A 21,304-nucleotide genomic window follows, 5' to 3' on the forward strand; every position below is an offset into this window, starting at 1 on the left:
CATTTGCGGCGCGTCAATGCGACCAATTCGCATTCATCCAAAAATAATATCCCGCAAGTCATCTATAAGATATCTGTCTTAAGACCGGGGTAATCGGCCGCAAACCCTTGCCAGTCATGGATCGACCCGTTTGGGTAGGGTCTCGCGACCTGTATGTCTGTCACATTTAGTGGAAAACGCGCATATACTCTCGGTCGTATCGCAAAACGAAGGTCGCGGGGTTGCGTCGTGCCGAACTGACGCCGTCGCCGTCGTGCCACGATTTGCGCTGGCTTCGACTGCCAACGCTCTGTCTATCACTTCCTAGCAAAGCATTAATCATGTCCACACCGCCGAAGATCATCTACACCCTGACCGACGAAGCGCCCGCACTGGCGACGTACTCGCTGCTGCCGATCGTCAAGGCGTTCACGCGCTCGTCCGACGTGCTCGTCGAAACGCGCGACATCTCGCTCGCCGGCCGGATCATTGCCGCATTTCCGGACTACCTGAGCGCGGAGCAGAAGGCTTCCGACGATCTGGCGGAGCTCGGTAGACTCACCATGCGCCCGGAAGCGAACATCATCAAGCTGCCGAACATCAGCGCGTCGGTGCCGCAGTTGAAGGCCGCGATCGCCGAGCTGCGCGACCAGGGCTATAAGCTGCCGTCGTACCCGGACGTCGCGACGACCGACGCCGAGAAGGACGTCAAGGCCCGCTACGACAAGATCAAGGGCAGCGCGGTGAACCCGGTGCTGCGCGAAGGCAATTCGGACCGCCGCGCGCCGTTGTCGGTGAAGAACTACGCGCGCAAGCATCCGCACAAGATGGGCGCATGGAGCGCGGACTCGAAGTCGCACGTCTCGCACATGAGCGCTGGCGATTTCTACGGCAGCGAGAAGTCGGCGCTGGTCGCGCAGGCCGGTAGCGTGAAGATCGAACTGGCCGCCGCCGACGGCACGATCACGGTCCTGAAGGCGAAGACGCCGGTGCAGGCAGGCGAAATCATCGACGCGTCGGTGCTGAGCAAGAACGCGCTGCGCAGCTTCATCGAAGCGCAGATCGCCGAGGCGAAGGCGAACGGCGTGCTGTTCTCGGTGCACCTGAAGGCCACGATGATGAAGGTCTCGGACCCGATCATCTTCGGTCACGTGGTGTCGGTGTTCTACAAGGACGTGCTCGCGAAGCATGCGGAAGCGCTGGCCAAGGTCGGCTTCAACCCGAACAACGGTATCGGCGACCTGTACGCGCGTCTGAAGGATCTGCCGGCTGAAACGGCCGCGGCGATCGAAGCCGACATCGAGGCGCAGTACGAACAGCGTCCGCCGCTCGCGATGGTCAACTCGGACAAGGGCATCACGAGCCTGCACGTGCCGAGCGACGTGATCGTCGACGCATCGATGCCGGCGATGATCCGCGAGTCGGGCAAGATGTGGGGCGCCGATGGCGCGCTGCACGACGCGAAGGCGGTGATTCCGGACCGTTGCTACGCTGGTGTGTACCAGGCGGTGATCGAAGACTGCAAGAAGCACGGTGCGTTCGACCCGGTCACGATGGGCACGGTGCCGAACGTCGGGCTGATGGCACAAGCCGCCGAAGAATACGGTTCACACGACAAGACGTTCCAGATCCCGGCGAACGGCGTGGTCCGCGTCACCGACGAAGCCGGCGCGGTGCTGCTCGAGCAGCCGGTGGAACAGGGCGACATCTTCCGTATGTGCCAGACCAAGGACGCGCCGGTCCGCGACTGGGTCAAACTCGCGGTGAACCGCGCCCGCGCTTCCAACACGCCGGCAGTATTCTGGCTCGACGCGGCGCGCGCGCACGATGCGCAGATCATCAGGAAGGTCGAGCAGTACCTGAAGGATCACGACACGAACGGTCTCGACATCCGCGTGATGACGCCGGTCGAAGCGACGAAGTTCTCGGTCGAGCGCATCCGCGCCGGCAAGGACACGATCTCGGTCACCGGCAACGTGCTGCGCGACTACCTGACCGACCTGTTCCCGATCATGGAACTGGGCACCAGCGCGAAGATGCTGTCGATCGTTCCGCTGATGGCCGGTGGCGGCATGTTCGAAACCGGCGCGGGCGGTTCGGCGCCGAAGCACGTGCAGCAGCTGGTCGAGGAAGGCTTCCTGCGCTGGGATTCGCTCGGTGAATTCCTCGCGCTGGCGGCATCGCTCGAGCATCTGGGCACCGCGTATCACAACCCGAAGGCGCAGATTCTTGCGAAGACGCTCGATCAGGCGACTGGCAAGTTCCTCGACAACGACAAGTCGCCGGCGCGCAAGGTCGGCGGTATCGACAATCGCGGCAGCCACTTCTACCTCGCGATGTACTGGGCCGAAGCACTGGCCGCGCAAACCGACGATGCCGCGCTGCAGGCGCAGTTCGCCGGCGTCGCGAAGGCGATGGCCGACAACGAGGCGAAGATCGTCGCGGAACTCGGCGCGGCGCAGGGCAAGCCGGTGGATATCGGCGGCTACTACCGTCCGAACGTCGAGCTGACTAGCAAGGCGATGCGCCCGAGCGCGACGCTGAACGCAATCGTCGATTCGGTGGCTTGAGCTCGCGCGGGCGACTGATGCGGTAAGCGCCGCGGCCGCACCTGCGCTGGCCCCGAAAGCCGCGCGGTAAGCACGCAGCACAACCGCGGACAAAGCCGCAAGCAGGACCGCAAAAACGACAATGGCGCCTTCGGGCGCCATGGTCGTTTCTACTGTCACTGCTACGTCGCCGTCGGTCATGCCCTTCCTTATACGTGAACGATTTCCCAATCGGCGAGCTTCTCCGGAATCTCGAGCGTCGACGTGTCGAGCTCCGACAGATGCTCGCAGCTCAGACCGCGCGCGAGGTCGTCGGCGGCCTGTTGCGGGTTCGAGAATTCTCCGAGCGTTTCGTTGCCGTAGGTGGCTTCCCAGCCGTCCTGACCCGGCAGAATGTAGAACGCTCCCTGCGTCGAACCAAAGCGAAAGCCTTTCATTTTTAGTCTCCCAGTTGCCAATAAAAAAAGCCGCGATTCGTGACGGCTTCTTCGCAATCTGCGGGATTTGGGTGGCCGTGTCGTGAGACCCCTCGAATCCGACTGCGTGAAGCGCGTGCTCTTGTGAAAGAGTCTACGTCAGCGAATCGGCGGGCAATTGGGCGTCGAGCCGGTCTTTATATTAAAAATATCCGTGTAAAAACAAAGGCTTGTGCGATCCGTTTTGCGATGTGCAACGCCGCCGGGCATCGTGAAATGGCCGCTTTGTGCCACGCAACATGATTTTTTACGACGCGCGGCATCGTTTCGTATCGTGAAAATTAGGGGCTGCGCGCGACGCGCAAAACGACGCTGTGCGGCCCTATGACGCGCCGAGCCGTTCGATCAGCATCGCGACGAAGGTCTCGGTCACCGGCGGCAAGGTTCGGCCGCGCTTTTTGATCAGCGCGATGCGCCGCGTGAACGCGGCTTCGTCGATCGGTCGCGCGACCAGCTCGGGCTCCGCGCGCACCTCGCGCGCCGACGCCGGCAGGATCGTGATGCCGAGCCCGGCGCGCGCCATCGCGACCGCGCTCATCATGTAGGTCGGTTCGCAGGCGATGCGCGGCTCACATTGCGCGTCGGCGAATGCGCTGTCGACGACCGCTCGCACGCTCGTGCCCTGCGCGGTCAGCACGAGCGGCTCGCTGGCGAGATCGGCGAGCGTGACGGGCCGGCGCCGCCGCGCGAGCGCGTGCTGCTTCGGCAGCACGGCGACGAGCCGGTCGATGCCCGCATGCAGTACCTCGAGCCCGCTATCGTTCAGCTCGCCGCCCGTCAGCCCGATATCGGCTTCCTCGTTGCGCACCAACGTGTTGACCATGCTCGCGACGACATCGCGCACCTCGAAGCCGACGCGCGGCACGGCTTTTCTCAGCGCCTGCACGAGCTCGGGCAGCACGCTCGCCGCGAAGGTCGGCAGACACGCGATGCGCACCGTGCCGCTCCCGCCTTCGCCGAGCGTGCGCGCGTCGAGCAGCACGTGCTCCATGTCGTGCAGCGATTTCTGCAGCACGGGCAGCAGCTCGCGGCCGGTCGGCGTCAGGGCGACGTTGCGGCTGTTGCGATCGAACAGGCGCAGGCCGACCGTTTCCTCGAGCCGGCGAATCTGCACCGTCAACGCCGGTTGCGACAGATGCAGCCGCGCGGCCGCACGCGTGAAGCTGCCCGTTTGCGCGACCGCGATAAACGCGCGGATGTCCCGGAGATTCAGATCCATGATGATTTGTGATTGCTGCAATCAATTCATTTCAATTGCATTATTGCTGCCCTGAACTTACGCTCGATCACACTAAAAAACAACCTGGAGACAAGCTCATGCTGCCATTGCTGGGGCTGGCTACCATCGTCGTGCTGCTCGGCGCGATCCTGTCCAAACGCATGTCGCCGCTCGTCGCGCTGATCATCGTGCCGCTCGCGGCCTCGCTGCTCGGCGGCTTCGGCTTGCAGACGAGCAAGTTCGTCGTCGATGGCCTCAAGAGCCTCGCGCCCGTCGTCTGCATGTTCGTCTTCGCGATCCTGTACTTCGGCACGATCACCGACGCCGGTACGCTCGACCCGATCATCGAGCGCATCCTGCGCGCGGTCGGCACACGGCCCACGCGCATCGTGATGGGCACCACGCTGCTCGCGCTGCTGATCCACCTCGACGGCTCCGGCGCCGTCTGCTTCCTCGTCACCATTCCGGCGATGCTGCCGCTCTACGACCGCCTGAAGATGGACCGGCGCGTGCTCGCCGCGGCGGTATCGATGGCGGCCGGCATCAATTTCCTGCCATGGACGGGGCCGATGATTCGCGCGTCCGCGTCGCTGCATCTGCCGATCTCGGCGTTGTTCAATCCGCTTATTCCGGTGCAGGCGATCGGCCTCGTATTTGTGTTCTCGATGGCGTACTGGCTCGGGCGGCGCGAGGAAAAGCGACTCGGTCTCAACGCTGCGAGCGGTTCCGTGCCGATGCCCCAACGCGAACTGACGCCGGAACAACAGGCGCTGCGCCGCCCGCGAAACTTCTGGTTCAACATCGTGCTGACGCTCGTCGTGCTCGGCACGATGGTCGTGATGGGCGAGAAGATTCCGCCGGCGATCATGTTCATGGTGGGCCTGTGCATCGCATTGATGGTCAACTATCCGAATGTGGACATGCAGCGCAAACGGATCGACGCGCATGCGCGCGCCGCGCTGATGATGGCCGGCATCCTGCTCGCGGCCGGCGTGTTCACCGGCGTGATGCAGGGCAGCGGCATGCTGAAGGCGATGGCGCAGGCGGCCGTCGGCTTCGTGCCGCCGGCGATGGCGAGTCATATTCCGATCGTGCTCGGCCTGCTGTCGATGCCGCTCAGCATGCTGTTCGATCCCGATTCGTTTTATTTCGGTGTACTGCCGGTGATCGCGGAAGTGGCCGGCCAGCTCGGGGTGCCCGCGGTGCACGTCGGTCAGGCCGCGTTGCTTGGACAGATGACCACCGGTTTTCCGGTCAGTCCGCTCACGCCCGCGACGTTCCTCGTGGTCGGGCTGTGCGGTATCGATCTGGCCGATCATCAACGATTTACGTTTCCCCTGCTGTTCGGCGCGTCGGTCGTGATGACGATCGCGTGCGTCGTGCTCGGGATCTTTCCACTGTGAGCTTCACTGAAGGAACGGGAGCACCATGACAGCCACTGAACCTCGACGCGTCGTGCGCATCGGCGCGGGCGCGGGCTATTCGGGCGACCGCATCGAACCCGCGCTCGAACTCGCGGAACACGGCCAGCTCGACTATCTCGTGTTCGAATGCCTCGCCGAACGCACGATCGCAATCGCGCAGCAGGCGCGCAGCAAGGACCCGGAGCTCGGCTACGACCCGCTGCTCGAAGCGCGCATGCGCGCGGTGCTGCCCGTCGCGGCGCGCAACGGCGTGCGTATCGTGTCGAACATGGGCGCGGCCAATCCGCTCGCGGCAGCGCGCCGGACCGCGCAGATCGCGCGCGAGTTGGGTCTCGGCGGCCTGAGGATTGCCGCAGTCACCGGCGACGACGTGCTCGACGTCGTGCGCGCGGGCGACTTCCATTTCGTCGAATCGGGCGAGGCGGTGGCCGCGTACGCGGACCGGCTGATATCGGCCAATGCGTACCTCGGCGCGAGCGGCATCGTCGAGGCGCTCTCGGCCGGCGCGCAGATCGTGCTGACCGGGCGCGTCGCCGATCCGTCGCTGTTCGTCGCGCCGCTGATCCACGAATTCGGCTGGCGTATGGACGACTGGCCGATGCTCGGCCAGGCGACGGTAATCGGCCATCTGCTCGAATGCGCGGGGCAGATCACCGGCGGCTATTTCGCGGACCCCGGTTTCAAGGACGTGCCGAATCTCGCACGGCTCGGCTTTCCGATCGCCGAAGTTGCGCGGGACGGTTCAGTGGTGATCACGAAGCTCGCGCAAAGTGGCGGGCTCGTGACCGAGGCGACCTGCAAGGAGCAGTTGCTCTACGAGATCCACGATCCGCGTCGTTATCTGCAGCCCGACGTGGTCGCCGATTTCTCGCAGGTGCGCGTCGAACAGGAAGCCGTGGACCGTGTGCGCGTCACCGGCGGTGGCGGCACGGAGCGCACCGCGACGCTGAAAGTGTCGGTTGCGTATTTCGACGGCTATATCGGCGAGGGGCAGATTTCGTACGGCGGACCCGGCGCGCTCGCGCGGGCGCGGCTCGCGCTCGATATCGTGCGCGAGCGTCTCGCGCTGACCGGCGTGCAGACGCGCGAGTTGCGCTTCGATCTGATCGGCGTGAACGCACTGCATGGTGACGCGGTGGCGGCCGGTCATGGCGAGCCGTACGAAGTGCGCGCCCGGGTGGCGGGACGCACGGCGTCGCTCGCGCAGGCGCTGCGCATCGGCAACGAGGTCGAGACGTTGTACACGAACGGACCGGCGGGCGGCGGCGGCGTGACGAAGGCGGCGCGCGAGGTGGTCGCGGTGCAATCGGTGCTGCTGCCGCGCGAGTATGCGGCGCCGGCTTTCTCGCTGATGGAGGCTTGAGATGAAACTACGAGAACTGGCCCACTCGCGCACCGGCGACAAGGGCAATACGCTCAATATCTCGGTGATCTGCTACGACGCGCTGCATTACGAGCGGTTGCGCGATGTGCTGACGCCCGAGCGCGTCAAGACGCATCTGCGCGATGTGGTGCGCGGCGAGGTGGTGCGCCATGAGTTGCCGGGCCTTGCCGCATTCAACTTCGTGCTCGGCGACGCGCTCGGCGGCGGCGTTACGCGTTCGCTCGCGCTCGACGCGCATGGCAAATCGCTGAGCTCGGCGTTAATGGATCTCGACGTGGGGCAGTGAGGGCATTGCCGGCGGCGTGTCGTATTGCGGAGCGGCCGCTCGGCCCCGCATGTGATCACACGCCAGCCTTCGTCAGGTCATGCGCGCGGCGCAGTCGCTCGCGGCTGTTGCTCAGATGCATGCGCATCGCGGCGCGCGCGTCGTCGGCATCCTGACGCTCGATCGCGCGATAGATCATCAGATGCTCGCCGAGCACGCTGCGCAACACCTCGATATGGTCTAGCTCCGCGATCTCGGCCGAACCGAGCCGGGTGCGCGGGCTGACCGAGCGGCCGAGCTGGCTCAGCACGTCGAAGAAATAGCGGTTGCCGCTCGCGCGCGCGATCTGCAGATGGAACTCGATGTCGTGTGCGAGCGTGTCGGTGCTGCCGCGCTCGAGCTCCGACTCGAATCGATCGAGCGCAGTGCGGATCTGCTTCAGGTTCTGCTCGGTGCGCCGCGATGCCGCGAGCGCGGCCGCGGCCGCTTCGACGTCGATCCGGAACTCGATGATCGCCATCACGTCGAGCATGCTGGTGAGATCGGCGGCGGGAAGCTGCATCGGCTTTTCGGCGGCGGGCGCGAGCACGAACGTGCCAATGCCATGGCGCGTCTCGACGATCCTCTCTGCCTGCAGACGCGAAATCGCCTCGCGGACCACGGAGCGGCTCACGGACAGCTGCTTCATCATCGCGACTTCGGTGGGGATGCGGTCGCCTGGCCTCAGCGCCCCGCGGCGAATCTCATCGGAAAGGGTGGCCACCACCTTTTCAGTTAGGCTGCTCATTTTTGTGGCTGGTTGACTGATCCTGCAAAGTATCGCACAGGACTGTACTCGATTCTGCCGCGTTCGGCGGCATCGGCGCGGGCTATTTTTTGCGTGCGGATGCGCGGTTGGGGGCGGGGATGAGGCGGACATTTGCGCAAACGCATGGGCTGCAGACGACAGTCTGTCAATTGTAGACATCAGACGTCCTAGTTCGAGGCGGATTGCGGGTTAGTCAACAGGGCTATGAACCTTTGAATCTGCCGGTATTTCAAGGCGCTCACTCTGGAACCACAGGGTAAACACCCCACTGGATTTGACAAAAGTAACGCGGTAGACTGTCGTCAGACAACATATCGGGCGTAGAGCAGGGTCTTGCACCCACCGGGTGCGCCGCGCTGCGTTCCACCAGGCCTTGTGGCCGACAAGGAGACACAACTTGACATCAGTTCTGACCACCGCGCTCGACCCGCTGGAATCGGCGGTCGCGAAGGTGAAGCGCAACGTGTTGCCGCTTTTCCTGATCATGTTCATCGCGAACTATATCGACCGCGTGAACATCGGCTTCGTCAACGCGCACATGAAGGCCGATCTCGGCATCGGCGCGGCCGCCTACGGGCTCGGCAGCGGGCTGTTCTTCATCGGCTACGCGCTGTTCGAAGTGCCGTCGAACGTGCTGATGCAGAAGTTCGGCGCGCGCGCCTGGCTCACGCGCATCATGGGCACGTGGGGGCTGGTGGCGGGCGCAATGGCGTTCGTCTGGAACGACACGTCGTTTTACGTGCTGCGGTTCCTGCTCGGCGTCGCCGAGGCGGGCTTCTTTCCCGGCGTCGTCTTTTACTTCACGCAGTGGCTGCCGCAAAAGGAACGCGGCAAGGCGATGGCGATCTTTCTGTCAGGCTCGGCGCTCGCGTCGGTGCTGTCCGGTCCCATCACCGGCTCGCTGCTGTCGATTCGCGGCCTCGGTCTGCAAGGCTGGCAGTGGATGTTCCTGATCGAAGGCGCGTTCTCGATCGCGCTGTGCGTCGTCAGCTGGTTGCTGTTGAAGTCGCGCATCCGCGACGCGCATTGGCTCACGGCCGAAGAACAGCGTGTGCTCGAACAATCGATCGCGGCCGAACAGGGCGAGCGCGAAGCGCAAGGCGGCGCGCATCTGCCGACGGTGAAGCTGCTGAAGGACCCGCAAATCGCGCTGTTCTGCTTCCTGTACTTCGCGATCCAGCTGACCATCTACGCGGCCACTTTCTGGCTGCCGACCATCATCCGCAAGATGGGCGGCCTTTCCGACTTCGAGGTCGGCATGTTCAACGCGATTCCGTGGCTGATCTCGATGGTCGCGATGTACGGCTTCGCGGTCGTATCGGCGAAATGGCGTCATCAGCAGGGCTGGCTCGCGGTCGCGCTCGTCATCGCGGCAGTCGGTCTGTTCGCGTCGACGTCGGGCAACCCGGTGTTCTCGTTCGTCGCAATCTGCTTCTCGGCGATCGGCTTCAAGGCCGCGTCGTCGCTGTTCTGGCCGATTCCGCAGGGCTACCTCGATGCGCGCGTCGCCGCCGGCGTGCTCGCGCTGATCAATTCGCTCGGCAACCTCGGCGGCTTCTTCGCGCCGGCCACCTTCGGCTATCTGCAGCAACACACGGGCTCGATCACGGGCGGGTTGTACGGTCTCGGCGTCGCGTCGCTGCTCGCGGCGGCGGCCGGCTTCCTGACGCGCAACAAGCCCGGCAATCGCGAGCCGTTGCCCGATTCGTTGCGCGGCAACACGCATTGACTACACTGACGGCTCGCGTGCGGCCGTCGATTTTTCTGTATTCGAGTTCTCATCCGGTCCGGTCGAACACGCACGCAGCGCGCGGCGGCTTCCGCCGGCCGGCCTACTTCATCACACAGGTGCTTTTCCCATGTCCACCAAACCTACCGAATCGAACGCCACGCCGGTCGTCACCGAACTGCGCGTCGTGCCCGTCGCCGGTCGCGACAGCATGCTGATGAATCTGAGCGGCGCGCATGGTCCGTTCTTCACGCGCAACATCGTGATTCTGCGCGACAGCGCGGGCCATACCGGCGTGGGCGAAGTGCCGGGCGGCGAGAACATCCGCAAGACGATCGACGACGCGCGGCCGTTCGTGGTCGGTCAGTCGATCGGCAATCTGCAGGCGATTCTGAACAAGGTGCGCACGCAGTTCGCCGATCGCGACGCTGGGGGGCGTGGCCTGCAGACCTTCGACCTGCGCACGACAATTCACGCGGTGACCGCGCTCGAAGCCGCGCTGCTCGACCTGCTCGGGCAGCATCTCGGCGTGCCGGTCGCGGCACTGCTCGGCGAAGGCCAGCAGCGCGACGAAGTGGAAATGCTCGGCTACCTGTTCTATATCGGCGATCGCAACAAGACCGATCTGCCGTACGCGAACAACGCCGGCGCGCGTGACGACTGGGAGCGCGTGCGCACCGAGAAAGCGCTGACGCCGGAGACGGTCGTGCGTCTTGCCGAGGCCGCGAAGGCGCGCTATGGCTTCAACGACTTCAAGCTGAAGGGCGGCGTGCTGCCAGGCGACGCCGAGATCGAAGCGGTCACGGCACTCGCCGAGCGCTTCCCCGAAGCGCGCGTGACGCTCGACCCGAACGGCGCATGGTCGCTCGCGGAAGCGGTGCGCTTGTGCCGTGACAAGCACGATGTTCTCGCCTACGCGGAAGATCCATGCGGCGCGGAGAACGGCTATTCGGGCCGCGAAGTGATGGCCGAGTTCCGTCGCGCAACCGGCCTGCCGACGGCGACCAACATGATCGCGACCGACTGGCGTCAGATGGGTCACGCCATCCAGCTGCAATCGGTCGATATTCCGCTCGCCGATCCGCATTTCTGGACCATGCAGGGCTCGGTGCGCGTCGCGCAGATGTGCAACGACTGGGGCCTCACGTGGGGTTCGCATTCGAACAACCACTTCGACATTTCGCTCGCGATGTTCACGCACGTCGCGGCCGCGGCGCCGGGCAAGATCACCGCGATCGATACGCACTGGATCTGGCAGGATGGTCAGTTCCTGACGCACGATCCGCTGCAGATCGTCGGCGGTAAGGTCAAGGTGCCGCAGAAGCCGGGGCTCGGCATCGAACTCGATATGGATGCGCTCGAGAAGGCGCACGCGATGTATCAGCAGCACGGCCTCGGCGCGCGCGACGACGGCATTGCCATGCAATATCTGATTCCGAACTGGAAGTTCGACAACAAGCGGCCGTGTCTCGTGCGTTAAGGACGATTTAACTCAATCAAAAAGCCTGGCGGGCCGCACGAAAGATGCGGTTCACCAGGCTTTTTTGTTTCCTTTTGCATTGCACGGTGCGAGATAGCCGCACCGCGGATGTCGGCGGCCATCATCGCCACGCTATGCTCGCTCGCCGCTTGCGGCATCCGATTCCTCTGGACAGCCTGCCCCCTCCGTCCCGATCCGCGAATTGTCAATTCCATGCACTCATCAGACGTCCGCGCATGACTATAAGTCATTGTTTTAATTGATGACACGTAAACCCTAGTCGTCTGATGATGATTTAATCATTACGATGTCTTCACTGGAAAGCAGAGCGTGTCCTTGTCGATGGCGCGACGCCGTTTTGGCATCGAGGTGAGCGCCGGGAACGAGAAGCTTCCAGCCAGGCCCACATGTTTTTTTCAGTTTCGGGCTTGGAGAAGCAGCAAGCGGAAAACTGGCAATAAAGCGAATCGCAGTCCTTCACATTAAAACGACGGATGCGCGTCTCGCACTTGTTTATATAACAATAGGGGAAAGACATGTCTGTGAAATTCACTCAGAGGAGAACAGCCGCTGCCGCAAGTTTCGTATTCATTCTGGCGGCGTGCGGTGGCAGTGATAGTCCGAACACAACGGCGGCTTCGACCCCGGCTTCAACCCCACCCCCGACGCAGACATCCATGCCATGGATGAATACGTCACTCTCTCCCGAAGCACGCGCGGCACTGCTTGTCCCTGCCATGGCGCTTGCCGATAAAGAAGAGCAATTGGCCGGTTCAAATCCTGGCATCCTGCCCGAGTTGCCGCAGTGCTACGGTGCGCGGCACATTCTCGGACTGGCGAAGTACGCCATTCCGACACTGCGGATTACCAATGGGCCGGTGGGTATCGGCCAGAATGACTGCGTTTCTCCCTCCGTATCAGGCTTTGCCGCCTATACGGATTCCAGCTCCGCCAAGGCGACCGCTCTCCCTTCAGCGATCGCGATGGCGGCTTCGTTCGATCCTTCCGTAGCAACCCAGTTTGGCAACGTGGTCGGCGTCGAAGGAGGCAATCTGGCTCTGCACGTGTTCGAAGCGCCGGGGCTGAATCTGGCGAGATTGCCCGTGGGCGGACGCAACTTCGAGTACATGGGCGAGGACCCGTATCTCACCGGGACGATGGGTGTCGCCGAAATCCAGGCCGTGCAAGCCCACGGCATGATCGCGATGGCGAAGCACCTGGTGGCGAATGAACAGGAAACGAATCGCATGACGATTCAGGAGAGCGTGGACGATCAAACGTTGCACGAACTCTATATGCTGCCGTTCGAAATGGCGGTGAAAGCAGGCAACGTCGGCGCCGTCATGTGTTCGTACAACTCGGTGAACGGCTTTTCGATGTGCGAGCAGAAGCACATCCTGTCCGATGTCCTTCGCGGACAATGGGGCTTCAAGGGTTACGTGCAGTCCGACTTCTTTGCGGCGCATAGCACCGCGCCGACCCTGCTGGCGGGCATGGACAATGAAATGCCGCTGCCGCAGAACTGGTCGCCGGCGAACCTGAATGCGGCATTGGCCTCGGGGCAGATCCAGACCTCGGATATCGACACTGCGCTGCTGCGCCGATACACGCAGATGTTCCGCGCGGGTATCTTCGATCGGCCCATTGCTCAGACTGCCATCAACGCAACGGCTGGCGGTACGGTCGCGAAACAGATTGGCGAGCAGTCGGCCGTGCTCCTGCAGAACAACGGGACCTTGCCATTGAACAAGACGGTTCGCAACGTGCTCGTGGTCGGCAAGACGACACAGGTCTATGCGCAGCAAGCCGTCGCTGGAGGCAGCTCGGTCGGCCACCCGATGGGCTCCGGCGGCGGCAGCTCCGACGTCGTTGCCTTGTACACCGTGACGCCGGTGCAGGGCATCAAGGACACGCTTGCCAATCTCGGCAATACCGGCGCTCAGGTTCATCTGGCGCTCGTCGACGACAACAATTCGACCGGCACGATCGACGGCGCGGCCGCAACCATCTCCGACGTCAAGACAGCTGCGACCGGTGCCGACGCCGTGATCTTCATGGCCGGTTCCATGTCGGAGGAAGGTGCCGACCAGGCGAGCTTTACCGACTCGACGGGCCTGACGCTCGACACGGGCAAATACCTGAATACGCTTGACTGGTATTCGCCGAAGTCGAGTTCGATTACGACCTCGAGCACCGCCAGGAACAGCAACACGCTCGCGTTGCTGCAGACCATCGTCGCTGCAAACAGCAACACCGTGCTCGTTCTGAAGGACAGTGCCGCCGAAGCGCTCGATTCTTCTATCCTCACTGGCGGGACATCCGCCGCGAGTGCAATTCTCGAGACGTGGTTCCCAGGCGAGGAAGATGGGCACATCGTGGCGGATCTGCTGTGGGGTGTCGCGAATCCGTCCGGCAAGCTGCCTGTGACATTCCCGCAGGTCGGCCAAGGCTTTATGGACTCGATTACGCCTTACCAGTACCCGGGCGTGTCGATCAACGGAAGCGCAACGGTGACCTACTCCGAAGCGCTCAATGTCGGCTATCGCTGGTATGACGCGATGGGCAAAACGCCTGCATTCCCGTTCGGTTATGGCCTTTCGTACACCACCTTCGCGATTACCAATCCGACCGTCAGTACCGGAGCAAACGGCACTTACACGGTTAGCGCGGTCGTGAAAAACACGGGTTCCGTGGCGGGCGCCGAAGTTCCGCAGGTGTACGTTGCGCTGCCGACCTCGGCGGGAGAGCCGCCCAAGCGTCTGGTGGGATTCCAGAAGGTCAGCCTGAATGCGGGAGGAACGCAGACGGTGTCGATCACGATCGATCCCGCCGCGCCGAATCATCCGCTCAGCACCTGGAATAAGGATGCGCAGCAGTGGACGACGCCGACCGGTTCCTACTCGGTGTATATCGGGAACTCGTCGCGCAGCCTGACTCTTGCGGGAACCGTTACCCGATAAAGTCGCGTAAGGCGCCAGAGTCTGTTCAGGTTCGATCCCTGATCAGACCTGGCGTTACACCAGGACCTTTGGCGATCGTTCGCTAAAGTTCTCGAACCAACGAAACTGGTCCGCTTAATGAAAGTACTATCACGACGGATGTTGGCACTTGTGCTCGGTGCAACGCTCTCGCTGGCGACGAGTGCGACAGAGAAGCCCTTCGTCACGGTCAACGGCAAACCGGTATCTCAGGCAGACGCCGATTTGTATATCGGACAGGCGCATGCGCAAGGTTTTTCCGATTCCCCACAATTGACGGACCATGTCCGGGACGAACTGATTCGGCGCGAAGTTCTGTTCCAGCAGGCGGAGAAAACGGGCTTCGACCGGAACCCGGAAGTCGCGGCACGTGCCGAAGCCGCGCGGCAAAAGATTCTCGCGCAGGCGCAGGCGACCTGGGAGATCGAAATCGTCAGAGCGTACATGCAGGACTTTCTGAAAAAGAATCCTGTCAGCGACGATCAATTGAAGGCGATGTACAACGACATGAAAGCGAAAGGCGGAAGCACGGAATATAAAGTCCGCCATATTCTCGTCAAGGACGAGGGGCAGGCAAAAGACATCATTGCGAAGCTCAACAAGGGCGCGTCGTTCGGCGACCTCGCAAAGGAATCGTTTGATGCCGACACGAGATACAACGGCGGAGATCTGGGCTGGATAACTTCCAGCAAGGTGGTCAAGCCGTTCGCCGATGCGGTTTCGCACCTGCACAAGGGCGAATACACGCGAACCCCGGTCAAGACCGGATACGGTTTTCATGTCATCGAAGTCGATGACACCCGCCCTTTGCAGGTCCCGTCGTTCGAAGACATGAAGCCGATGCTGTACCAGCAGGCCCAGGCGGAACTCGTCGACAGAATGGTGAAGAATCTCAGAGCGAAAGCCACCATTCAGTAAGCGGCCCAATCACGTTGGTCATCCTTGGGATGCGATCGAGAGCCTGATGAGACGGCATTGGGCCTCTCAGTCCAACCCATTTGCTCCCCGGTCTTCCATCCCGATCGGGGAGCTTTTTTTGTTCGCTGTCAGCTCTTGCGAAACACCACATGCGAAATCCGCTGCACTAGCAGCGCGGCCGCGAGCGATGCCACCGCCGTCAGCCACACACCGATATGAATCGACTGCACGAGCGCGTCGCGTGCGCTATCGATCAGCGCGAGCGTATTGAGTCCCGAGGCCTTCATATCCGCGATCAACTGAGTGCGCGACGCGTCGTCGATCAGGATGCGCAGATCGACGAAACGCGGCCGCCATTGCGATGAGGCCGGCTCTCCGAGCACGCTCATCGTGCGCGTGACGACATTGCGATAGTGATGCTGCACGACAGTCGCGACGATGCTGGTGCCGAGCATGCCGCCGACCATGCGCGTCGATTGCAATAGCGCGGTCGTGATGCCGAAGCGCTCGCGTCCGGCGATCTCCTGGCCGAACACGTTCAGGTTGTTCAGGATGAAGCCGAGGCCGATGCCGACCGCGCCCATCGGCAGCACGATGCGCCAGTGCGGCGTGTTCGGATTGGCGAACGCGAGCGCGATCGACGCGAACATCAGCAGCGCGAAACCGATCGTCAGAATGCGCGTGGGCTTCTTCATGTGAATCACGATGCGCGTGTTCACCACACTACCGAGCGCGATGCACGCGGCGATCGGCGTCGCGAGCAGGCCGGCCTGCTGCGGCGAAAGACCGAAGCCGCCTTGCAGCAGCAAAGGCGCGAAGAAGATCAGCGAGAACATCACGAACCCGGACAGCATGCCGAGCGTGAATAGCGTGACGAGCTGCGCGTCCTTGAACAGATCGAGCGGAACGATCGGATGCGTGGCGCGCTTTTCGCACCTGAAGAGTGCGATCGCGCCGGCGATCACGCACGCGCCGAGCACGAGATTGCCCACGGTGAGGCCGTGCTTCGGCACCGCTTCGATAAACGCCTGCAAGCCGCCGAGCACGCCCGCGACGAGCCCCGCGCCGAGCCAGTCGATCTTTACTTCGCCGTCATGCGGCCGCCGGAAATTCGGCAGATGCATCCAGATGAAATAGAGCGCCGCCGCGCCCACCGGCAGATTGACGAGAAACGTCGAGCGCCAGCCGAGGTGCTCGCTCATCCAGCCGCCGAGCGACGGGCCGGCCGCCGTGCCGATGCCGTAGGCCGCGGCCAGCACGACCTGCCAGCGCACGCGGGTGCGCGGGTCGGGGAACAGATCGGGAATCGACGCGAACGCGGTGCCGACCATCATGCCGCCGCCAACGCCTTGCAGTCCGCGCGCGATCGCGAGAAACAGCATGCTGTTGGCGAGGCCGCACAACACGGACGCGACCGTGAACGTGATCACCGCGGCGATCACGAAGCGCTTGCGGCCGAAGTAGTCGCCGAGCCGCCCGAACACCGGCACCGTGACGACCGAGGCGAGCAGGTACGCGCTTGCGATCCACGCAAAATATTCGAAGCCGTGCAGCTCGGCGACGATCGACGGCAGCGCGGTGCTGACGACGGTCTGGTCGAGCGCGACCAGCATGTTGACGAGGCCGATGCCGAGCATCGCGTAAAGCGCGTGGCGAAACGGCAGGGCGGGGGCGGCGGCGGCGGAACTGGCGGGGGCGGTGGAATTCACGGATCGGGCAGAAGGCGGTTCGGGGTGGACGCTGCACGGCGGATCGCGGTCAGGCTGCCGGCGATTGTACGCAGGTTGTCTGACGTCTTGAGGATTATACGGGTTTCCCCTGGTCAAAAGAATTCGTCGCGCGAAATACCACACGGCGCGGGAAAAGGTGGTGCCCCGGGCACGGCGCCGCACACGGGCCGCGGCGACTCCTGCATCGCCGTCCTCCAGTCGCGGACGCTGGCGCGCGCTTGCATCGTAGGGATGTGCGCGAGCGTACTGGACGGTGCGCACGGGTTCGCCCGAACGTGGTAAGTTCGCTCGCGGAATATCCGATCGATGTGTTCGAGGAGGAACTCATCCTGCGTCACGCCATGGCTTGCCTGCTGAACACAGTCCGCGAAGCCTTGACGATCAGCGTCGGCGTGAGAGCGGCTTGGGGAGGTGGCGCGCTTCTGCTCTATGCGCACGGCGCAGCCGCCGTCACCGACATCGATACCGGCACCGGCGCCGCCTCAGGAATCGACACCGGCTTCGTCTCGCTGTATGGCGTGATCGATACGAGCGTCGAAATCACCGACCCCGGTTCGGGCTGGGTCGCGCGCATGGACTCCGGCGCGTATCGCGGCTCGCGGGTCGGGCTGCATGGCGCGCAGCCGCTCGGGGGCGGCAACGCGATCGTGTTCACGCTCGAAAACGGCTTCAGCTCGACCGACGGCAGCTTGCAGGTGCCCGGCTCGATCTTCAATCGTCAGGCATGGATCGGCGCGAGCGGCAGCTGGGGCGAACTGCGCGTCGGCCGTCAGTATTCGCCGATCTATATCCCGTTCAAGGGCGATCTCGACGCGTTCGGCGCCGGCACGATCGCCTCGGGGCTCAACAATCTGTCGAAGATCACGCCGTATGCGAACAACGCGGTTGCGTATCTATCGCCGCGCATCGCCGGCCTCAGTGCGACGCTGATGATGGCGATGCGCGATCCGTCCGAGGCCGACGGCAACGGCATCGACGGTTATTACGTGAGCGCGTCGTATCGGCTCGACCACCTGCATCTGCTGTACGCGCGCCAGCAGACGCACGGTGCCGGCGCGCTGCGCGCCAACCTCGGCGGCGCGAACTACGCCTTCGGCAAGCTGCGCGTGTGGCTGTCCTTTTTCAACGGCGATGGCGGCACGCCGGTCTATCACGGCGCGGGCGGCTCGCTGTCGGCGCAGTACAGTTTTTCGACCAATGCGCGTGCCTCGCTCGGCTATGCGCACGTGCGCGACTACACGACGCCTGGCGGCAGCGCGGACCAGTTCAGCGCGGCATTCGAATACAGCATGTCGCCGACGCTGCTGCTGTATTTCAGCGCCGCCTATCTCGCGAATCACGACGACTCGCGCTTCACGCTGCGCGGCGTCAACGTGACCGGGCTGCCCGTTGCCTATCCGGGCGCGCCGGTCGCGGGCGTCCAATTCGGTGTGATCGAGCGGTTCTAGCGCGCATCGCAATACGTCTAGCTTTCAGTCGAGTCATTCACCCAATGGATAAAAGCGCTTGAATGCGTGCGCGAAATCACATGTCGCGCGGGCCTGATTTCTGCGTCGCGTTTCACATAACGCGCAGATTCCGCGGGATCACGCTCGCGCGTCGGCACGATTCCGATTGAACAGAAAACGGGGTAGCGGCGCTATGCTAGCGGTTTCGTCTACTCGAGGAGCGACCGATGACCCAACACGCAGGTTCGATGATCACGTTCAACCGTCCCGACGGCAAGCAGCTACAGGGCTATCTCGCGAAGCCTGAAAAAGCCGCGGGTGCGCCCGCGGTCGTCGTGATCCAGGAATGGTGGGGCTTGAACGACCAGATTCGCGGCGTCGCCGATCGCCTCGCCAAAGCCGGCTACTTCGCGCTGGTGCCCGATCTGTATCGCGGCAAGTCGACGGTCGAAGAGGATGAGGCGCACCACTTGATGAGCGGCCTCGATTTCGGCGATGCCGCAACGCAGGACGTGCGCGGCGCGGTCCAGTATCTGCAGCAGCACGCGGCGAAGGTTGGCTTGACCGGCTACTGCATGGGCGGCGCGCTGACGTTCCTCGCGCTGTGCAACGTGCCTGAAGTGGCGGCCGGCGTCGTCTGGTATGGCTTCCCGCCGCTCGACTATATCGACGCGTCGAAGATCAAGGTTCCGGTGATGGGCCACTGGGGTCTGCAGGACGAGTTCTTCGCCGCCGACACCGTCGACGCGCTCGAAAAGAAACTCACCGACGCGAAAGTCGACGTCGAGTTTCATCGCTATCTGGCGCGTCACGCGTTCGCGAACGAAACGGCGGTCGGGTCGGGCCGCATCGCGAGGACGCAATACGACCCGGTCTGGGCGCAACAGGCGTGGGATCGTACGTTGACGTTCTTTGGCCGCACGCTGTGGAAATGAGTTGGTGAATGGCGGAAGCGGACGGCTCGTCCGCTTCGTGAGAGTGCCCGCGGTCGTGGCGCTTTCTTGATACGGCCGTCCGAACTGTGCCGCACGCTGCCCACGATGGACGCGTCCGCGGCTCAGGAAGCGCTCCACACCTGCGCGCTGTTGATGGCGGCGGCGTTCGGCAAGGAAACAGGCTTGACCGGCAGTGCGCGGGCGGTGGCACGCACCGCGATGTCCACGGCGGCGCGCCGCTATATCGACGCAAATTTCGGCCACCTGATCTGACGGTCGACAGCGTGCTGGCCATGTCGCCGCTGTCGCGGCCCACGCTGTATCGATTGTTCGAGCCGGAGGGTGGGCTTCACGCGTATATCCGCAATCAATTCATGGAGATGACAACGTGGTGAAGATCGATCCTGACCGGCTGATGGCCGACCTCAAACGGCTGCGCGGTTTCGGTGCGACCGGTCCCGGCGTGGTCCGGCTCGCGCTGTCGCCGGTCGATCTGGCGGCGCGCGAATGGCTGGTCGGCAGGATGACTGAGGCGGGGCTCGACGCGCGCATCGACGGCGTCGGCACCGTGTTCGGACGCTCGCGCAATAGCGGTCCTGCGCTCGTGATCGGCTCGCATACCGACACGCAGCCGACCGGCGGCTGGCTCGATGGCGCAATGGGCGTGATGTACGGGCTCGAAATCGCCCGCGCGCTAGCGGAGCACGACGCGACGCGGCACCTCGCCGTCGACGTCGCGTCGTGGATCGACGAGGAGGGCACGTTCTCGGGCCTGCTCGGCAGCCGCAGCTTCGTCGGCGAGGTGGTCGACGATTCGATTCGCGGCGCGACGAATCGGCAGGGCGAACGCCTCGCCGACGTACTCGAGGCCGCTGGACTGGCGGGCCGGCCGCGTGCGCGTTTCGAGGCAGGGCGCCAGGTCGCGTATCTGGAGCCGCATATCGAGCAGGGCGGACGTCTCGAAGCGATCGGCAAAGCGATCGGCGTCGTCACGACGATCGTCGGGCTGCGCGAATCGCGGCTGCGCTTCACGGGTCAGCGCAACCACGCGGGCACGACGCCAATGGCGATCCGCCGCGACGCGGGCGCGGCGCTCGTCGCGTTCATCGCGCGGATGAACGACGCGTTCGGGCAGCTGGCGGACGCGGATACCGTCTGGACCGTGGGCCGCATCGATCTCGATCCGGGCTCGATGAGCGTCGTGCCCGGCGCGGCCGACATGTACCTGCAATTCCGCGATGCGAACCCGGCACGGCTTCAGGCCATGGAACGCGCGCTCGCGGAACTGGTGCGCGATTTCAACGCGCACGACGCGGTGAGCGTCGAATTGCAGACGCTCGACGAGCCGATCGAACCCGTCAGCATGGACGCCACGCTCGCGGAGCACATCGCGCGAGCCGCCGAAGCACTCGCGCCGGGCCAGTGGCTGCGCATGCCGAGCGGCGCCGCGCACGACGCGCAGGTGATCGCGCGTTGCATGCCGGCGTGCATGATGTTCGTGCCGAGCATCGGCGGCGTGAGTCACGACTTTATCGAGGACACGGCCGAGGCGCATATCGTGCTCGGCTGCCAGGTCGCGGCGACGGCCGCGGCTTCGATGCTGCTGCAGCTAGCGGCTGGGCATTCCTGAGGGCCGCGCTACTTCCACTTGTCGCCGAGCGCGTCGAGCCCGGCTTTCATCAGATCCTCGGGCAGCATCGCGATGCGCAGCTCGCAGTCGGCGTCGAGCGTCAGGAACCACGGTTCGGCAAGCGCGGGGATCGCCGATGCATCGGCGACCTCGACGACCGCCACCGCGCCGCGTTTGCCCTGCTGCTCGGTGAAGTAGATGGCTTCTGGTTTCATGTCCTCGAGGATCTTTCTCATCAGGTCGCCGATTCGGCCTTCGCGCACGAGTGTGCTGAACGGTTCGTTCGGTATTTGTATGTTGAGAAGCATGCGCATGTCATCCTCCTGTTCGATGCCCCAAAGGGCATCTTAAG

17 protein-coding genes are annotated in these 21,304 nt (G+C 63.7%); 12 read left to right on the forward strand and 5 right to left on the reverse strand.

From position 1 onward, the window contains the following. The first annotated feature begins 320 nt into the window (after positions 1-320). Positions 321-2,549: an NADP-dependent isocitrate dehydrogenase gene (locus OKW37_RS25290; RefSeq protein WP_429404260.1), complete on the forward strand. Its 2,229-nt coding sequence runs from the start codon at positions 321-323 to the stop codon at positions 2,547-2,549. 188 nt (positions 2,550-2,737) lie between these two features. Here OKW37_RS25290 and OKW37_RS25295 read toward each other — a convergent pair whose 3' ends face one another. Both OKW37_RS25295 and OKW37_RS25300 read right to left on the reverse strand, forming a co-directional pair. Next, on the reverse strand, positions 2,738-2,965 hold the full coding sequence (locus OKW37_RS25295; RefSeq protein WP_184061645.1) for a hypothetical protein: 228 nt from the start codon (positions 2,963-2,965) through the stop codon (positions 2,738-2,740). 361 nt (positions 2,966-3,326) lie between these two features. Further along, positions 3,327-4,223, reverse strand: a complete 897-nt coding sequence (locus OKW37_RS25300; RefSeq protein WP_429404262.1) for a LysR family transcriptional regulator — start codon at positions 4,221-4,223, stop codon at positions 3,327-3,329. A gap of 98 nt (positions 4,224-4,321) precedes the next feature. Between OKW37_RS25300 and OKW37_RS25305 the strand changes: the two genes are divergently transcribed. From OKW37_RS25305 to OKW37_RS25315, 3 genes are read left to right on the forward strand one after another with little or no spacing between them, the layout of a single operon-like run. Further along, positions 4,322-5,626 (forward strand): CitMHS family transporter, encoded by a 1,305-nt coding sequence (locus OKW37_RS25305; RefSeq protein ID WP_187610564.1) that lies wholly within the window; start codon positions 4,322-4,324, stop codon positions 5,624-5,626. Positions 5,627-5,651: 25 nt separating this feature from the next. Next, positions 5,652-7,010 carry an acyclic terpene utilization AtuA family protein gene (locus OKW37_RS25310; RefSeq protein ID WP_429352994.1) on the forward strand — a complete coding sequence of 453 codons (1,359 nt, stop codon included), beginning with the start codon at positions 5,652-5,654 and terminating at the stop codon, positions 7,008-7,010. A gap of 1 nt (position 7,011) precedes the next feature. Continuing rightward, positions 7,012-7,317, forward strand: coding sequence for an AtuA-related protein (locus OKW37_RS25315; RefSeq protein ID WP_184061648.1), 306 nt, complete (start codon positions 7,012-7,014; stop codon positions 7,315-7,317). Between the two features lie 55 nt (positions 7,318-7,372). Here the strand turns inward: OKW37_RS25315 and OKW37_RS25320 are convergent, their stop codons facing one another. Beyond that, on the reverse strand, positions 7,373-8,083 hold the full coding sequence (locus OKW37_RS25320; protein ID WP_184024710.1) for a FadR/GntR family transcriptional regulator: 711 nt from the start codon (positions 8,081-8,083) through the stop codon (positions 7,373-7,375). A gap of 418 nt (positions 8,084-8,501) precedes the next feature. On the opposite strand from OKW37_RS25320, the gene OKW37_RS25325 reads away from it, so the two are divergent. From OKW37_RS25325 to OKW37_RS25340, 4 genes are all read left to right on the forward strand, one after another. Beyond that, positions 8,502-9,833: an MFS transporter gene (locus OKW37_RS25325; protein WP_184061649.1), complete on the forward strand. Its 1,332-nt coding sequence runs from the start codon at positions 8,502-8,504 to the stop codon at positions 9,831-9,833. Positions 9,834-9,963: 130 nt separating this feature from the next. Continuing rightward, the gene (gene gudD, locus OKW37_RS25330) at positions 9,964-11,313 is read left to right on the forward strand and encodes a glucarate dehydratase (protein WP_187610561.1); all 1,350 of its coding nucleotides are present in this window, start codon (positions 9,964-9,966) and stop codon (positions 11,311-11,313) included. A 686-nt stretch (positions 11,314-11,999) separates the two neighbouring features. Continuing rightward, the gene (locus OKW37_RS25335; RefSeq protein WP_429404266.1) at positions 12,000-14,273 is read left to right on the forward strand and encodes a beta-glucosidase; all 2,274 of its coding nucleotides are present in this window, start codon (positions 12,000-12,002) and stop codon (positions 14,271-14,273) included. Positions 14,274-14,390: 117 nt separating this feature from the next. Further along, positions 14,391-15,209 carry a peptidylprolyl isomerase gene (locus tag OKW37_RS25340; RefSeq protein ID WP_429404268.1) on the forward strand — a complete coding sequence of 273 codons (819 nt, stop codon included), beginning with the start codon at positions 14,391-14,393 and terminating at the stop codon, positions 15,207-15,209. Between the two features lie 128 nt (positions 15,210-15,337). Here OKW37_RS25340 and OKW37_RS25345 read toward each other — a convergent pair whose 3' ends face one another. Further along, positions 15,338-16,846, reverse strand: a complete 1,509-nt coding sequence (locus OKW37_RS25345; protein ID WP_429404419.1) for an MFS transporter — start codon at positions 16,844-16,846, stop codon at positions 15,338-15,340. Between the two features lie 368 nt (positions 16,847-17,214). On the opposite strand from OKW37_RS25345, the gene OKW37_RS25350 reads away from it, so the two are divergent. The 4 genes from OKW37_RS25350 to OKW37_RS25365 all read left to right on the forward strand — a co-directional run bounded on the left by OKW37_RS25350 (position 17,215) and on the right by OKW37_RS25365 (position 20,952). Next, positions 17,215-18,387: a porin gene (locus OKW37_RS25350; protein ID WP_429404269.1), complete on the forward strand. Its 1,173-nt coding sequence runs from the start codon at positions 17,215-17,217 to the stop codon at positions 18,385-18,387. A 227-nt stretch (positions 18,388-18,614) separates the two neighbouring features. Continuing rightward, positions 18,615-19,322, forward strand: coding sequence for a dienelactone hydrolase family protein (locus OKW37_RS25355; RefSeq protein ID WP_429352997.1), 708 nt, complete (start codon positions 18,615-18,617; stop codon positions 19,320-19,322). 105 nt (positions 19,323-19,427) lie between these two features. Continuing rightward, positions 19,428-19,595 (forward strand): hypothetical protein, encoded by a 168-nt coding sequence (locus tag OKW37_RS25360; protein ID WP_429404271.1) that lies wholly within the window; start codon positions 19,428-19,430, stop codon positions 19,593-19,595. A 115-nt stretch (positions 19,596-19,710) separates the two neighbouring features. After that, the gene (locus OKW37_RS25365) at positions 19,711-20,952 is read left to right on the forward strand and encodes a Zn-dependent hydrolase (protein WP_429404273.1); all 1,242 of its coding nucleotides are present in this window, start codon (positions 19,711-19,713) and stop codon (positions 20,950-20,952) included. A gap of 8 nt (positions 20,953-20,960) precedes the next feature. Here OKW37_RS25365 and OKW37_RS25370 read toward each other — a convergent pair whose 3' ends face one another. Beyond that, complete coding sequence (locus OKW37_RS25370) at positions 20,961-21,266, reverse strand: panthothenate synthetase (protein WP_090807469.1); 306 nt, start codon at positions 21,264-21,266, stop codon at positions 20,961-20,963. Positions 21,267-21,304: the final 38 nt, after the last annotated feature.

This window comes from Paraburkholderia sp. MM5482-R2 (assembly GCF_050436125.1).
Classification (GTDB): domain Bacteria; phylum Pseudomonadota; class Gammaproteobacteria; order Burkholderiales; family Burkholderiaceae; genus Paraburkholderia; species Paraburkholderia tuberum.

Coding starts and splice junctions, on each gene's coding strand:
- OKW37_RS25315 (WP_184061648.1), top strand. CDS start 7,012: ATGAAACTACGAGAACTGGCCCACTCGCGCACCGGCGACAAGGGCAAT.
- OKW37_RS25320 (WP_184024710.1), bottom strand. CDS start 8,083: ATGAGCAGCCTAACTGAAAAGGTGGTGGCCACCCTTTCCGATGAGATT.
- gudD (WP_187610561.1), top strand. CDS start 9,964: ATGTCCACCAAACCTACCGAATCGAACGCCACGCCGGTCGTCACCGAA.
- OKW37_RS25305 (WP_187610564.1), top strand. CDS start 4,322: ATGCTGCCATTGCTGGGGCTGGCTACCATCGTCGTGCTGCTCGGCGCG.
- OKW37_RS25295 (WP_184061645.1), bottom strand. CDS start 2,965: ATGAAAGGCTTTCGCTTTGGTTCGACGCAGGGAGCGTTCTACATTCTG.
- OKW37_RS25290 (WP_429404260.1), top strand. CDS start 321: ATGTCCACACCGCCGAAGATCATCTACACCCTGACCGACGAAGCGCCC.
- OKW37_RS25370 (WP_090807469.1), bottom strand. CDS start 21,266: ATGCGCATGCTTCTCAACATACAAATACCGAACGAACCGTTCAGCACA.
- OKW37_RS25335 (WP_429404266.1), top strand. CDS start 12,000: ATGAATACGTCACTCTCTCCCGAAGCACGCGCGGCACTGCTTGTCCCT.
- OKW37_RS25300 (WP_429404262.1), bottom strand. CDS start 4,223: ATGGATCTGAATCTCCGGGACATCCGCGCGTTTATCGCGGTCGCGCAA.
- OKW37_RS25310 (WP_429352994.1), top strand. CDS start 5,652: ATGACAGCCACTGAACCTCGACGCGTCGTGCGCATCGGCGCGGGCGCG.
- OKW37_RS25355 (WP_429352997.1), top strand. CDS start 18,615: ATGACCCAACACGCAGGTTCGATGATCACGTTCAACCGTCCCGACGGC.
- OKW37_RS25340 (WP_429404268.1), top strand. CDS start 14,391: ATGAAAGTACTATCACGACGGATGTTGGCACTTGTGCTCGGTGCAACG.
- OKW37_RS25360 (WP_429404271.1), top strand. CDS start 19,428: ATGGACGCGTCCGCGGCTCAGGAAGCGCTCCACACCTGCGCGCTGTTG.
- OKW37_RS25345 (WP_429404419.1), bottom strand. CDS start 16,846: ATGCTCGGCATCGGCCTCGTCAACATGCTGGTCGCGCTCGACCAGACC.